The following is a 14,395-nucleotide window of genomic DNA, read 5'->3' on the forward strand; positions in this document are numbered from 1 at the left end:
TCTCAGTTGGTGCGACGGGCGAGGGCGGTGAGCGCCCCCATGGCGATGAGGGTTAGGCCACCCGCGCGGGTCAGCCAGCCAATGACGCTCTCGCGTCCGATCCAGCCGCGCAGGCGGTCGGCGGCCAGCGCATAGGCAAAGGCGTTGAATGCGGCCAGCGTGACGAAGGTGGCGATCAGGATGGCGAACTGTGGCAAGAGCGGCGCGCTGGGTGTGATGAACTGCGGCACGAAGGCGATGAAGAAGGCGATGGATTTCGGGTTCAGCGCGGTGACGAGGGCCGCGTGGCTGAAGACAGACCGTGCCTGCACGGCGTGGTCCGTGCTGGGCAATGCAGCGCTGGGGGCTGCGCGCAGCAGCTTGATGCCAAGCCAAACGAGGTAGATCGCGCCAACCCATTTCAGCACGGTAAAGAGGGCGGCTGACGCCAGAACTAGCGCACCTAGCCCAGCGAGCGACAGGCTCATGGCGATGAAATCGCCCAAGGCCACACCGCTGGCCGACGCGATGGCGACGCGCTTGCCCTGGCTCAGCGCGTAGGACAGGACCAGCAGAACCGTGGGGCCGGGGATCAACAGCAGTGCGGTGGAGGCAGCGACGAAGGTCAGCCAGAGGTCAAGTGTCATGTGGGATCAGCCTTGGATCATGTGCGCCCAGAAAGCACGCGGCCTGCAACCGCGTCCAGCTTTTTGATTATTTCCGCGTAGCGCGCCTCTGGTGCGGTGATCAGGGCGTGTTCCAGCGCCGTGTCGCAGCCTTGGGGGCAGGGTGGGCGCTCTGCACTAAGAAGCGCGGGCAGGGCCTTGATCATCCGGCGCGCGGCATCGGCGTTGCCGGTTAGCACGCGGATGATGTCGGTCACTTCCACCGCGTCATGGCCGGGATGCCAGCAGTCGTAATCGGTGACCATCGCCACGCTGGCATAGCAGAGCTCTGCCTCGCGGGCGAGTTTCGCCTCGGGCATGTTGGTCATGCCGATCACCGAGCAGCCCCATTGGTCGCGGTAGAGGTTCGATTCCGCCAGTGTCGAGAACTGCGGTCCCTCCATCACGAGGTAGGTGCCGCCGTCATGTACGTTGACGCCCGCCTGTCGCGCGGCCTCTGCGCAGGTTTTGCCGAGGCTCTCGCAGACCGGGTGGGCGACTGACACATGCGCGACGCAGCCGGTGCCGAAAAAGCTTTTGGCCCGGGCAAAAGTCCGGTCAATGAACTGATCCACGATGACGAAATCGCCCGGCGCCATCTCTTCGCGGAACGACCCGCAGGCGCTGACGCTGATCACGTCGGTGACGCCCAGCCGTTTCAGCGCGTCGATATTGGCGCGGTAGGGCACGTCTGACGGGCTGTGTATATGGCCGCGACCGTGGCGGGGCAGGAACACGATATCGAGCCCGTCCAGCGTTCCGCAGTAAAGCTGATCCGACGGCGCACCCCATGGGGTGTCCACGGTTTGCCATGCGGCGTCTTGCAGACCGTCCACGGCATAGAGCCCCGATCCGCCGATCACGCCAAGTTTGCGGCTTGCCATATGCGCCTCCGTACCATCGTCGGTTGCACTGTTGCAGCGTGGGCTTCGTGCATCAAGCGGGGTCAGCCCTGACGCGGCAAAAAGGCCTCGACCGCGGCGGTGGCGATCACCAATGTGGTGCCGCTATCTGGGTTGGTGACGTTCAGGCCACCTTCGACCGCTGTGACCGTGGCACGACCTCTGGGGAGGCCTTTGGCGAGTTCCGTGCAATCCACCTTGTCGGGTTCCGCCACGCCCACGGTCACTTGCACGCGCATCTGCTCATGGCTCAGGCCGGTGGCGTCAAACAGTGGAATCGAGGAATGGCGGATCGCGTCTTCGATCGCGCGGGCGGCGGCCTTGGTGTAGTCCATACCGTATTGGTCGTTGCCCATGCCCATCTCAATAATGAAACGCTGGTCGCTCATGCCACACCCTCCAGATCAAGCGCCACAGAGATGGCGACATTGGCGATCACGGTCGGCTTGCCGCCATCGCTGCGCGGCACGTCCAGCCCGCCTTTGCGAGCGATCACAGTGACTTGGCCATATGGGAAGATCGCTGCAATGGTGCCTGTGTCGAGCGCGTCAGGGTTCTGGACTCCGACCTCGACCGTGATCTGCATGTCGGATTTGTCCTTGCCGTAAAGTTCCGCAAGGTTGATCGAATTGTGCCACAGCGCATCTTTGACGGCGCGGGAGGCGGCTTCGGTGTAGTCCTGACGGCGCAGGGAAGACCCCATGCCGAATTCGGTCAGCAGACGTTTGATGGCCATATCGAGTTAACCTTTCATTAAAGGACCGGATTGGACCCAATGTTTCGCGCGCGAAACAATTCGAACCGGTTGTGCCTCTGGCACACAAACCATCCGGGGGATGGTTTGAGGTCAGAATGGGCGGAGCCTCGGGTATGCAAGACGTGACCTATTCTCCGGGGCGCTTGAGGCTGAACTTTTCGCGGATCACCGAGTAATCGCGGTAGCCCATGCGGGTGAGCGGGTTGAAGCTGAGAACGTCGAACTCGCCATCCTTGATGCAATCGTCGCGCATGTGAATGCCGGTGACTTCGCCAAATACGGCGAAATTGGCCTCTCCGGGCAATTGCACGATCTGGGTCAGTTTGCATTCCAATGTAGCAGGTGCGTTCGCCACACGGGGGCAGTTGATCGTGTCGCATTCGGCCTTGTCGATGCCCGCATGGGCGAACTCGTCCACATTGCGGTCCCATGCGCCCGAGGTCAGGTTCATCGCGTCGCGCATGGCGTATTCCACGATGTTGACGGCAAAGACGCCGGTGTCCCGAATCTGTGCCACGCTGTCCTTGGTGTCACCGCGATCTTCCTTGGCCGAGGTGGAGGCAAACATCACCTGCGGCGGCACGTAGGCCACTGCGTTGAAGAACGAATAAGGCGCAAGATTGTCCTGCCCGTCGCTGCCACGGGTCGAGATCCAGCCGATAGGGCGGGGGGTGACAATGGCGTTGAACGGGTTGTGCGGCAGGCCGTGGCCGTCTTCGGGGCGGTAGAACATAAGGGCAAGCTCCCTGTTTGCCGATTGTTTTTCTGCGTGATAGGCCGTTTCGCAGCGGAATGCACGGGGGTGTGCACGCGTCAACGAAGAGCGGTGCCATGTTCACCCTGAGCCGGGAAACCAAAGACGACTGGTGGGAGGTCGAAGCCCTCTATGACCTGTGTTTCGCGCCAGGGCGCGAGGCGCTGTCGTCTTACCGGTTGCGCGATGGGACTCCTCCGGTGGCAAGCCTGTCGCGGGTGGCGCGGGATGATCAGGGCATCTTGGGCGGTGCGATCCGGTATTGGCCGGTAAGGATATCTGAACATAGAGTTTTGTTGCTTGGCCCGGTTGCCGTTCACCCGACAGCGCAAGGCGAAGGGCTGGGCGGTGCGCTCATTCGTGACAGTCTGGATCAGGCGCGTGCCGAAGGCTGGGGACGTGTGCTTTTGGTGGGGGATGCGCCCTATTACCAGCGGTTTGGGTTTTACAAGCTGGACGGGGTCGCGATGCCGCCGCCGACCAACCCCGACCGGGTTCTGGGGCTGGAGCTAGAGCCGGGCGCTTGGGATGGCGTGTGCGGTTCGGTGCAACGCGACGCTTGAACCGTACGGCAAACGTCCCCAATTGTACGGTATGACCGGAACCGATCTCGTGCCCATCGACACCCAGACCGCCATCGCCTCGTTGGCCCGTCGCCACAAGGCCGCCGGAGGCGTGGGGCTGCAAGTTCTCAACATGATCGGTGGCCGGGCTGAGAACCTGCTTGAGCGGTTGCCGCAGCCTGTGAAGCTGGGTCTGGAAGGTGCCACTGAACGGGCTCTGAAGGTGGCGCTGCAAGCGGCGAAACAATCGCGCGGTGTGGTGCCGGACCAGAAGGGCTGGCTCAACACGGCTGTCACCACAGCGATGGGCGCTGTTGGTGGGGCGGGCGGTTTGCCGACGGCCTTGGCGGAATTGCCTGTTACGACGACAGTGCTTTTGCGGGCGATCCAAGGCATCGCGGCGGAGTATGATTTCGATCCGAACGACCCCGATGTGTTGGCGGATTGCTTGACGGTTTTTGCCAGCGCGGGGCCCTTGGCGGATGACGATGGGGCCAACATGGCGTTCCTGTCAACCCGAGTGACGCTGAATGGGGCAGCCGTGCATGGTATCCTGAAATCAGTGGCGCCCAAGCTGGCGACGGTATTGGGCCAGAAGCTGGCGGCGCAGACAGTACCGATCCTTGGGGCAGCGGCGGGGGCCGCGACGAACTACGCCTATACCAGCTATTACCAGGAAATGGCCCACGTGCATTTTGGCCTGCGGCGGCTGGCGATCGACAGTGGCACGTCCGAGACACTTCTGGTCGAACAATTGCGCCGCGCGGTCAAATCGGTCTGAATATCGCGTAAATCGCCCGTGCGGTTCACCCTATCTTAACGTTAATGTCGGAATTTGGACCTGTTCCCGATGGCTTTCGGGGGCATGAGCGGACGGGGCGTCGTGATCCAATCATGATCCGGCACCGGAGCATTGCGCACCCGTCCGCCCGCACATATTTCAACAGCACGCAGGTTGCAGAATCCGACCTTTGTCAGCCAGAATGGCTGGGCGTGCTGTTGGGGTGTTGGGGCTGGGAATGTCCGTTGTGAGCCCATAGCTAAAGCAGTTCCGTAAATTTCAACTTTCGCTTGGTTGCTAGATTTAACACGCCAAAAGTGCCATCCTAGATTTCAAAACGTCCATAATCTCCAGTGAAGGATTGCTCAGACATGTCTGCATTCGTTATCGGTCAAATGCACATTCACAGCCGTGATTGGATGGAAGAATACTTCGCTAAAATCCCCGCTGTTGTCTCTGATAACGCAGGTGAATTTCTGACGCGGGGGGGTGACCCAGAACATCTGGAAGGTAGTAACGAGTTGCCCGACGCGGCTTTCATCATCGAATTTCCTGACAGGGACAGAGCCCGAAAATTTTGGAATTCAGATGAATTTCAATCATTGGCAGTATTGCGTCGTTCAGGGTCTTCGCTCAATGCAATTCTTGTTGATAGGCTGCCATAATCGAACGTCGCTTTGTCCCGCATTGCGGAAGTCCGATGCACCCCAATCAAATCTCAACTCAACCCGCGCAGGTACTCCATCACCGCAGGCCGCACACTCTGCTCTCCGGCGTCCTGGGCGTCGTGGATGACCTTGCGCACGTCATCCAGATTGCAGCGGCGGAGTAGGTGTTTGACGGGGCCGACAGAGGCGGGGCGCATGGAGAGGGAATGCAGGCCGATGGCTGCAAGGCAGAGCGCTTCGACCGGGCGACCCGCGTCTTCGCCGCAAAAGGATAGGCGGGTGTTGGTGGCCTTGCAGCGGGCGATGATGTCTTCGATGAAGCTCAGGAAGCTGACGTTGAGCGTGTCATAGCGGCGGCGGACGCGTTCATTCTCGCGGTCGGCGGCAAAGAAGAACTGCTTGAGGTCGTTGCCGCCGATCGACAGAAACTCGACCTCTTCGTAGAATTTCTTGCAGGCAAAGGCGAGTGAGGGCGTTTCCAGCATCGCACCGATCTCGAGCTTTTCGGGCAGGGCGTGCCCCAGCTTTGTCTCGCGGGCGATGGCTTTGTTCACCTCGGCGCGGGCGGCGGTGTATTCTTCGTACTGCGCCACGAAGGGGAACATGATCGACAGCGGGCGGCCGTTTGCGGCGCGCAGAAGCGCTTGCAATTGCATCCGCATCACACCCGGCTTGTCGAGACCGACGCGGATCGCGCGCCAGCCCAGTGCCGGGTTCGGTTCGTCCTGTGCCTGCATATAGGGCAGCACCTTGTCCGACCCGATGTCGAGCGTGCGGAAGACCACGCGCTTGCCTTGGGCGGCGTCCAGAACGCGGGAATAGAGCGCCGCGAGTTCGGTACGTTTTGGCATCTGGCTGCGGACGAGGAATTGCAATTCGGTACGGAAGAGGCCTACGCCCTCGGCGCCCGAGCTTTCCAGTGACGGCAGGTCGGCCATCAGCCCTGCGTTCATGTCGAGACGGATGGTCTTGCCACAGAGCGTGACCGCTGGTTTGTCTCGGATCGAGGCGTATCGTTCCTGCGCCTTGGCCTGCATCGCCATCTTGTCGCGGAAGGCGTTGACCACAGTGTCGTCGGGGCGCAGGTGAACGATCCCCTGATCGCCGTCGACCATGACGTGATCGCCGTTCAGCGCTTCGTTCTGGATGCGCTTGGCCCCGATGACCAGAGGGATGGCCAAGGCGCGGGCGACGATGGCGGCGTGGCTGCCGACGGATCCTTCCTCAAGGATGATACCCCGCAACTGACGGCCGTATTCAAGCAATTCGCCGGGGCCGATATTGCGGGCGACAAGGATCGGATTCTCGGGCAGTTCTGCGCCGGTCTGTGTGCCCTGTCCGGTCAGGATGCGCAGCAGGCGGTTCGAAAGGTCGTCGAGATCGTGCAAGCGTTCGCGCAAATACGCGTCGGTGGCTTGCAACATGCGGGCACGGACGTCGGATTGTTCTTTCTCGACAGCGGCTTCGGCGCTCAGGCCGCGGTCGATGTTTTCCTCCATCCGGCGCAGCCAGCCTTTCGAGTTGGCGAACATCCGGTAGGCTTCCAGCACCTGCACCTGTTCAGTATCGCCGGATGCGACTGCCATCAGTTGATCGACGCTGACGCGCAGGTTTTCCACCGCCTCGGTGAGGCGGGCGTGTTCCTTGGCAGGATCGTCGCCGACCAGGTTGGTGACCACGACGCGCGGTTCGTGCAGCCAGATATGGCCTTCGGCGGTGCCTTCCTGTGCGGTCACGCCACGGATCAGAACGGACTGGGTGTGGCGTGCTTGCAGGGCCGCGCCTTCTCCGACAAACGCTCCGAGTTCGGCCATTTCGGCCAAAACCATCGCCACAACTTCCAGCGCATAGATCTCATCGGCGCTAAATTCGCGGGCTTCCTTGGACTGCACCACCAGAACGCCCAGCTTTTCGCCAAGACGCTGAATCGGGACGCCAAGGAAGCTGGAGTAAATCTCTTCGCCGGTTTCCGGCATGTAGCGGAAGCCCTTGGCCGAGGGGGCGTCGGCGGCGTTGATCACCTTGCCGGTCCGGGCCACACGACCGACAAGCCCTTCACCCAGTTTCATCCGGGTCTGGTGGACGGATTCGGGGTTGAGGCCCTGCGTCGCGCACAGCTCGAGGGTTTCGTCGTCGCGGAACAGGTAGATGGAGCACACTTCGGTGCCCATGGAATCGGCGGTCAGATGGGTGATCTTGTCCAGCCGTTCCTGACCGGCAGCCTTGTCAGCCATCGTGTCGCGTAACCGCCCAAGCAGTTTACGGCTTTCGCTTTCGAATGTGTTTGGCATCCGCACAACTGCCTTATGGTTCCGGGTCATTTATAGGCGCAGAGGGGTAGCGGGGAAAGCGGCTATTCTGTTGACGTCGCAGGGTTATGCGATGGCCGCGTCGGGCGGAATCCCTTTTGCGGCCAAAAGCCTAGCAGTTTTCGGCAAAAACTCTGAACTGTCGTGCACCAAATGGTGAATCAAACGTGATTTGCCGGTTGTGTCGTTTGCCCGGACAGTCCTTGCAAAGACCAGTTTTCCCGCCGTTGCAAAAAGGTGCTGTCGATGAAGATGCCGACCTGTTCGATCCTCCGTTCGTCGATTCTAGGCGCGGCCATAGCCTTGGGGCTGGTTGCCGCGTCAGTGCCAGTGCGGGCCGAGTCGCCCGCGCCGTTGCCGGAATACGTGATTGCGGCTTTCGGCTCGCCACCGCAGGTGTCGGATGTGCCGTTGACGGACTCTGTGCAAGCGGCGATCCAGACGGCCTTTGTGGACAGCATCACATCGTCCTCCTGGGGGCCGGACCAGCAAGCGGCGCTTGAGGTGGTCACCGCGTCTGGTGATCCGCGCCTGGCTTGGATCATCAGTGATCTGATGCGCTTTGTCACCGGTGGGACATTGGCCAATACACTTGGGACAGCCGCTGCCAGCCTTTTGCAGATCGATCCGCCGACGTCGAACCATTGGGGCATCATTACAGATCAGCTGATCGCATGGGACATCCCGGCGCCGCCCGACTACCTGAGTGTGAAACGGGCCATTTTCACTGGCGTCGTCCCGCAATGGAGTGCCCTTTTTGTGGAAGGCGATATCGACTGGCGTCATGTGTCCTGGGGTGGTGTCCTGATCGACGATCGGGCTTTCGGCCAGACACATGCGCCCTGCAATTGCATCCCGGCGGCAGACAATCCTACGGTATCGTCAGCCAAGGATGCCACGTGGCTCGAAGACAGCGACATCGTTTTCGGGATCGAAGTGAACGGCGAATACCGTGCCTATCCCCGGCAGATCATGGAAGTGCGGGAAATGGTGAACGATACGCTTGGCGGGCGCGATCTGGGCATTCCGTATTGCACCCTCTGCGGCGCAGCGCAGGCGTATTTCACCGACCGGATGCCTGACGGGGTAGAGCGTCCTGTTCTGCGGACGTCCGGCCTTTTGATCCGGTCGAACAAGGTCATGTACGATGTGGTGACGTCATCGGTGTTCGACACTTTTCTTGGCAAAGCGGTAACCGGGCCGCTGGCAGAGCGAGGGCTGCGTCTGGAACAGGCCACCGTCGTCACCACAGATTGGGCATCGTGGAAGGCCGAGCATCCTGAAACCACTGTGCTGATCGAGGCGCTGGCGCTTGGGCGCGACTTTGATTTCCGCAATGGCCGCGATGCCGATGGTCCGATCTTTCCGATTGGGGACGTCGATCCGCGCCTTCCTGTCCATGAAGATGTGATCGGCGCGATCACCACGTCAGGCAAACCAATTGCGTTTCAGAGAAGCGCTGCTTTGATCGCTTTGCGTAATGGCGAAACGATCACGTTCGAGAACATCCGCCTGCAGCTTGATGCTGGAGGCATCCGTGCGGTTGGCGCTGATGGTGCCGACATAGGAAGCCATCAGGCTTTCTGGTTCGCGTGGTCGCAATTTCACCCGGACACAGAACTTTGGTCCGGGTGAGGATGGCGGACAGGTTGCGCGGCGGCAGAGCCGCTTAACCTGCCTTTTCCAGTTCAAAGGCGTCATGCAACGCCTGAACAGCCAGTTCCATGTATTTCCGGTCGATCAGCACGGAGATCTTGATCTCGGACGTTGTGATGATCTTGATGTTGACGCCCTCTTTGGCCAGCACTTGGAACATTTTGGCAGCAACGCCAGTGTGGCTGCGCATTCCGATTCCAACGACAGACACCTTGGCCACGCCCGTGTCGGCGACGATGTCGTGGAAATTGATCTTGCCGGCGTCCTTGGCGTCGCTCATCGCCTTTTCCGCGCGCTTCACCTGATCGGTGGGGCAGGAGAAGGTCATGTCAGTGCGGCCCTCTTCCGAGATGTTCTGCACGATCATGTCGACGTTCACGCCTGCTTCGGACAGTGGCGTAAAGATCGCCGCGGCGATGCCGGGACGGTCGGCGACAGACACGAGGGTCATCTTGGCCTCGTCGCGGGAATAGGCCACGCCTGCTACAACATTGCTTTCCATGATGTCCTCCTCGTCGCAGACCAATGTTCCTGCGTCGTCAGATTGTTCCTCGAAACTGCTCAGCACCCGCAGTTTCACCTTATACCGCATCGCCAGTTCGACCGAGCGGGTTTGCAGCACTTTTGCGCCCAATGACGCCAGTTCCAGCATTTCCTCGAACGCGATGCGGTCAAGCTTGCGGGCCTTGTCGCAGATGCGCGGGTCGGTGGTGTAGACACCGTCCACATCCGTATAGATATCGCAGCGTTCCGCACCGAAAGCGGCGGCAAAGGCGACCGCAGTGGTGTCCGATCCGCCCCGGCCCAGCGTGGTGATGCGGCCTTCGGGGCTGATGCCTTGGAACCCTGCAACCACGGCAACCTTCATGCCTTCGGCGAATTTGCGCATGATGTTGTCGGTGGGGATCTCTTCGATCCGGGCCGACGAGTGCGCGGATGTGGTTTTCACCGGCACCTGCCAGCCCTGCCAGCTGCGCGCGGGTACGTCCATTTCCTGCAGTGTCAGCGCCATCAGACCAGCGGTGACGTTTTCGCCCGAGGACACAACGGCATCGTATTCGCGTGCGTCGAACAGCGGAGAGGTTTCGTTGACGAAGCCCACCAGCTTGTTCGTTTCCCCGGACATGGCCGATACGATGACGATCACGTCATAGCCTTTGGCCACTTCGACGCCAACGCGTTTTGCGGCGCGCTTGATCCGATCAAGCGTCGCGACGGAGGTTCCGCCGAATTTCATCACGAGAACGGGCATATTGGCCTCCCGGGTCAGACTCAGCGGGTGCTTTACGTCGGGTGGCGGTGCCGCGCAAGAGCGCTGCGCAACGTGGGCGCATTACGTGTCCCGATAGTCAACAGCGGTGAGGCTTTCTGTGTTCACATGGGTTTCCTTGCCCGGCACCACATCGGTGTTCTGTGCTGCGACGGCCTGCCAGCCATTTTGCGTCTTGTGCAGCACGAAGGTCAGGATGGTCTGACGCGGACGTGCAGTTTCGCCATTCGGGGTTTTTTGACCGGACAAGGTAAAGCGGCAATGGACGACGGCGTGATCCGCGCCAAGCATTCGGGTTGTCGTCACACCGGGTTTCAGTGTCGTGTCGTTGAAGAACGACTTGAGTGCATAGTCATGGGCCTTTGAAATGGCGGCCCGGTTGCGCCACCACAGGCCGGTGACATTCACGAAATTTGCGTCTTCGGCAAACAGTGCGCCGATGTGGTGGCCATCGCGGCTGTGCCACGCTTCGGCAAAGGCTGTGGGGAACTCCTCGGGCGTGGCGACCGTCACAACGGCATCGCGTCGCCGTTCCACATTTCGAAACAGCCGGTGGTGTCAATCGACAGGGCGTCGAACCGGTGCAGCAACCCACGCGCTGAATCGTCTGTGCCGATATCTGCGGCATTGGTTCCCATATCGGTTCGCACCCAGCCCGGGTGGTAGATGCCCACCGGAATCCCCTGTGGCTTCAGATCGACGGCCAGATTACGGCCAAGGTTCAGCGCGGCGGACTTGGACGCGCGGTAGATATAGCTTTGGCCCTTGGCACGGGTGTTGGACCCCATCTGCGACGAGATGATCGCCAGTTTGGGCGTTGCGCTGCGTTTGAGGTGTGGCAGGAACGCCATCGCGGTCAGGTAAACACCGGTCACATTGGTGGCAAAGGTGTCGGCCCAGAACTGTGTGTCGGTCAGCGCGTCTGCTGGCATGCCCTTTTCCAGATAGACGCCCGCATTGCACACCAGTAGGTCGATCGGTGTGTCCTTCAGCCGGTCCGAAAGCGCGGTGCAGCTTGCCGGATCGCGCACATCGAGCGGCAAGAGCGTGTCATGCCCGGCGCTGCGGGTGGTGCCGAACGCAGTGTCGCCCCGGTCTTGAGCCGCAGTGAGCAAGGCCGCGCCGATGCCGCGATTTGCGCCAGTGACCAGAATGTTCATCAGTTGGATTTCCGTGTTGGCGTAAAGGGCAGGGGAGCTATGGGCACGCCATCGTCGATCAGTTTCTTGGCTTCATCGCCACGGGTTTCGCCCCAGATTGGGCGTTCTGGCGCATCGCCCGAATGGATCGCGCGGGCCTCTTTTGCGAAGTCCCGGCCCACGTAATCCGAGTTTTTTTCGACGTATTTCTTGAACTCCGACAAAGCCTGTTCCGCAGGGTTGGCGGGCTCCGTAAGTTTTGGTTTGGCAGGTGTTGATGGGGCTTTTTCCGCAGTGCTGACGCGCGGGGCCATCATCGCCTTGTTCACATCTGTGGTGCCGCAGACCGAGCAGCTGACCATGCCGGAGGCGAGTAGCTTGTCAAAAGCGATCCCGGACTGGAACCAGCTTTCAAAGTGGTGGTCATTGGCGCATTTCAGTGTGAACTGGATCATTCAGATGCCTGCGAAAGGTGCTTTGCTGTTGTGTTGATTGAGTTTGCTAAAAATAAGTGTTTGTCGAGGGACATCAAGCGTCAAGCGCAGTGGTGATGTCCCGAAGAAGACCTTTCAGGTCGGTGTCTTGATGTAGCACCTTTTGCGCCGCTTGTCCCAGCTTTGCCTGTTTTTCTGCCGTGTCGAGGGTTAGCAGCGCATCGCAAAGGGCGTCTGCGTCAAGGGTGCATCGGGCTGCATTGGCTCCGGTCAGCCGTTCATAGGCTGCCAGGAAATTGCTGGTGTCCGGACCGTGCAGAATGGCCGATCCGAAAGCGGCGGGTTCGTAGGGCGTGTGCCCGCCTCGGTCGGTCAAAGACCCGGCGACAAACGTCGTGCCAGCCAATGCGTACCAGAGGTGCATCTCTCCGAGCGTGTCGGCCAAATAGACCTGTGACGGCACCGGGTTATCGTCGCTGCTGCGCCGGGCGTATGTGAGACCGTAACTTTCAATCAAACGTGAAATCTCGTTGGCGCGATTGGGATGGCGAGGGGCAATGATCAGTTTGAGGGCAGGGCGTGTCTTCAGCGCTTTGGTGTGCGCGGCAAGAATGATGTCCTCTTCGCCATCATGGGTCGATGCGGCAAGCCACGTCTCCGCGCGATCAAAACATTGCTCCAGCGCGGCGTCGGGTCGGCTTTGTGGCGGTTTATAAAGCGCCTTGAGGTCAAACACTGGCCCTTGCGCGGCTTGGAGCAGCCCGGCCTGTGCAAACCGTTCGGCCGACGCGCTGTCCTGTGCGGAGAGGTAGGTAACTCGTGCCAGCATCCGGCGTACCAGCATGTGCAAGCGCGCCCACCCTTTTGCGGATCGTGCGGTCAAACGCCCGCCCAAAACAAGAACGGGTCCGGGCGTGTTCAGGATACGGATTGGCCAGAGATCGGATTCCAATGTGACATGTGCGGTGATCTGCCAATTACGCAGCACGCGCCGGGTTGGGCCGGGAAGGTCAATCGGCGCGAGGCATATGTCTGCGCCTTCCAGTTCCCATCCCGCAGCCATCTCAAGGGCGCTGTCGGTGTTCACTGTAATCAATAGGCGTCGGCCTTGCGCAAGCAATGCGTCAATCACCGGTCGAACGGAAGCCAATTCGCCGTTCGATGCGGCGTGCAGCCAGATGCGGTCCCCCCGTTTGTCCAGTTTTAAAAGGCCAAGCCGGGCACGCACAGCCTGCCGATCACCTGCCCAAAGGCGTGTGGCCAGCTCTTTGGCCGCGAGGATCGTCATCAAGAGGCGGTATATCAGCACTGTCAGTCCCGATCCGGACAAAACACGCGCTTAGGCGCTCGCTTGGTTGGGCAGGCCACCCAAACCGGGCGGTGCGGCCAGCAGCGCATCCTGAATGTGCCGCTCCAGAAGTTTGAGCAGGACGTGATTGTCGAACCGCTGTTCGGCGGCCTGCCGGGCGCGGGCTGACATCGCGGATAGGTCCGGCACGTTGATGGCGGCGGCAATGGCCTTGGCAAAACCCGCCTCGTCATGCTCATCCACCAGAAACCCGGTTTCGCCTTCATCGATGGCCTCAGGGATGCCTGCATGGCGGGTCGAGACCGTGATACAGCCGCAGGCCATCGCTTCTTGAATGGCGGTGGGCAGACCTTCGGTATTGCCGTCTCGGGCGGTGACCGAATGTTGCAGGAAAAACTGCGTGCTCATCAGCTTGTCGCGCACTGTGTTATGTGGTTGGGCGCCGTGAAAGCGCAGCTTGGCCGCGATGCCCAGTTCTTCGGCCAAAGCGCGGGTGGGTTCAAGAAGAGGGCCGTCGCCGATGAAGTCGAGCCGCGCAAGGGGCAGGTCTGCGGTCGCTTGTGCAAAAGCGCGCAGGGTTGTCATGGGCGCCTTTTTCTCGACAAAGCGCCCCACGGCCAGAAAGCTGAGCGGCACCTTGGCCTGCGGGGCAAACCGCCGAATGTCGACGCCGGATGGGATCACCATGCTGTCGGGGTGAGAGATGCCGTGTTTGGCAAGGTTGTCGAGCAGAAACTGTGAGACAGAAAACACCCCTGTCAGGCGCGGCATCATCTTGCGATAGGCCGAACGCATCCGTTCTGTGCGGATCGCTTTGGAGGCGTCAGTGCCACGGAAATAGGTGAAAATCGGTATTCCAAGCGCGTTTGCCAATGGGGCCAGTGCAAGTGCTTGTGTTCCGAATTCGGCAAGGATCACATCGACCCGTTCGTCGCGCAGGAACCGGATCAGCGCTTCTTTCGCCTCGCCAAAAGGCAGGCGCGACGTGCCGTGGCGCATCCGGTTGCGCAAAAGCCACCACGGCGCGACCATGATATCCCGACCCGACAGGCCATCTCGGCGCACGAAATACGGCTTGCCGTAGGGGTTGTCGCCGCGGAACCGACCACAGACCACAACTGTATCGCCACCAAACAGGTGTTCGATGTGGCGGTTGATGAATGTCTCTCCGCCAAGGTGGTATTCGCCAGTTGCGATGGCTACGCGCAT

General features: G+C 60.7%; 16 protein-coding genes. 4 read left to right on the forward strand and 12 right to left on the reverse strand.

The features are described from left to right. Positions 1–2 precede the first annotated feature (2 nt). From MCRY_RS08505 to MCRY_RS08525, 5 genes are all read right to left on the reverse strand, one after another. Entirely contained in the window at positions 3–626 is a 624-nt protein-coding gene (locus MCRY_RS08505; RefSeq protein WP_085629071.1) for a LysE family translocator, read from the reverse strand. A gap of 17 nt (positions 627–643) precedes the next feature. Further along, the gene (locus tag MCRY_RS08510) at positions 644–1,528 is read right to left on the reverse strand and encodes an S-methyl-5'-thioadenosine phosphorylase (protein ID WP_085629072.1); all 885 of its coding nucleotides are present in this window, start codon (positions 1,526–1,528) and stop codon (positions 644–646) included. Between the two features lie 62 nt (positions 1,529–1,590). Further along, positions 1,591–1,935: a Lin0512 family protein gene (locus tag MCRY_RS08515; RefSeq protein WP_085629073.1), complete on the reverse strand. Its 345-nt coding sequence runs from the start codon at positions 1,933–1,935 to the stop codon at positions 1,591–1,593. Next, positions 1,932–2,282 carry a Lin0512 family protein gene (locus MCRY_RS08520; protein WP_085629074.1) on the reverse strand — a complete coding sequence of 117 codons (351 nt, stop codon included), beginning with the start codon at positions 2,280–2,282 and terminating at the stop codon, positions 1,932–1,934. The genes MCRY_RS08515 and MCRY_RS08520 overlap by 4 nt, the downstream gene beginning before the upstream one ends. Positions 2,283–2,430: 148 nt before the next feature. Then, entirely contained in the window at positions 2,431–3,036 is a 606-nt protein-coding gene (locus MCRY_RS08525; RefSeq protein WP_085629075.1) for a flavin reductase family protein, read from the reverse strand. Positions 3,037–3,134: 98 nt separating this feature from the next. Here MCRY_RS08525 and MCRY_RS08530 point away from each other — a divergent pair, with 98 nt between their 5' ends. The 3 genes from MCRY_RS08530 (at position 3,135) to MCRY_RS08540 (ending at position 5,066) form a co-directional block, all read left to right on the forward strand. Beyond that, a complete protein-coding gene (locus tag MCRY_RS08530; RefSeq protein WP_085629076.1) occupies positions 3,135–3,620 on the forward strand; it encodes a GNAT family N-acetyltransferase in 486 nt (161 codons plus the stop codon). A 31-nt stretch (positions 3,621–3,651) separates the two neighbouring features. Then, entirely contained in the window at positions 3,652–4,401 is a 750-nt protein-coding gene (locus tag MCRY_RS08535) for an EcsC family protein (protein WP_085629077.1), read from the forward strand. Between the two features lie 371 nt (positions 4,402–4,772). Beyond that, positions 4,773–5,066: a DUF1330 domain-containing protein gene (locus MCRY_RS08540; RefSeq protein ID WP_085629078.1), complete on the forward strand. Its 294-nt coding sequence runs from the start codon at positions 4,773–4,775 to the stop codon at positions 5,064–5,066. A gap of 53 nt (positions 5,067–5,119) precedes the next feature. Here the strand turns inward: MCRY_RS08540 and ptsP are convergent, their stop codons facing one another. After that, entirely contained in the window at positions 5,120–7,360 is a 2,241-nt protein-coding gene (gene ptsP, locus MCRY_RS08545) for a phosphoenolpyruvate--protein phosphotransferase (RefSeq protein ID WP_085629079.1), read from the reverse strand. 264 nt (positions 7,361–7,624) lie between these two features. On the opposite strand from ptsP, the gene MCRY_RS08550 reads away from it, so the two are divergent. Continuing rightward, a complete protein-coding gene (locus MCRY_RS08550; RefSeq protein WP_085629080.1) occupies positions 7,625–9,013 on the forward strand; it encodes a DUF3179 domain-containing (seleno)protein in 1,389 nt (462 codons plus the stop codon). Between the two features lie 34 nt (positions 9,014–9,047). On the opposite strand, the gene MCRY_RS08555 is transcribed toward MCRY_RS08550, so the two are convergent. The 6 genes from MCRY_RS08555 to MCRY_RS08580 form a co-directional block, all read right to left on the reverse strand. Next, a complete protein-coding gene (locus tag MCRY_RS08555; RefSeq protein WP_085629081.1) occupies positions 9,048–10,286 on the reverse strand; it encodes an aspartate kinase in 1,239 nt (412 codons plus the stop codon). An 81-nt stretch (positions 10,287–10,367) separates the two neighbouring features. Beyond that, positions 10,368–10,841, reverse strand: a complete 474-nt coding sequence (locus MCRY_RS08560; RefSeq protein WP_244897896.1) for an SgcJ/EcaC family oxidoreductase — start codon at positions 10,839–10,841, stop codon at positions 10,368–10,370. After that, a complete protein-coding gene (locus MCRY_RS08565; RefSeq protein WP_085629082.1) occupies positions 10,814–11,464 on the reverse strand; it encodes an SDR family NAD(P)-dependent oxidoreductase in 651 nt (216 codons plus the stop codon). The genes MCRY_RS08560 and MCRY_RS08565 overlap by 28 nt, the downstream gene beginning before the upstream one ends. Beyond that, positions 11,464–11,898 (reverse strand): DUF1178 family protein, encoded by a 435-nt coding sequence (locus tag MCRY_RS08570; protein ID WP_085629083.1) that lies wholly within the window; start codon positions 11,896–11,898, stop codon positions 11,464–11,466. The genes MCRY_RS08565 and MCRY_RS08570 overlap by 1 nt, the downstream gene beginning before the upstream one ends. A gap of 73 nt (positions 11,899–11,971) precedes the next feature. Next, positions 11,972–13,186, reverse strand: a complete 1,215-nt coding sequence (locus MCRY_RS08575; RefSeq protein ID WP_085629084.1) for a 3-deoxy-D-manno-octulosonic acid transferase — start codon at positions 13,184–13,186, stop codon at positions 11,972–11,974. A 30-nt stretch (positions 13,187–13,216) separates the two neighbouring features. Continuing rightward, positions 13,217–14,395 carry a glycosyltransferase gene (locus MCRY_RS08580; RefSeq protein ID WP_085629085.1) on the reverse strand — a complete coding sequence of 393 codons (1,179 nt, stop codon included), beginning with the start codon at positions 14,393–14,395 and terminating at the stop codon, positions 13,217–13,219.

The organism is Marivita cryptomonadis, assembly GCF_002115725.1.
GTDB lineage: Bacteria > Pseudomonadota > Alphaproteobacteria > Rhodobacterales > Rhodobacteraceae > Marivita > Marivita cryptomonadis.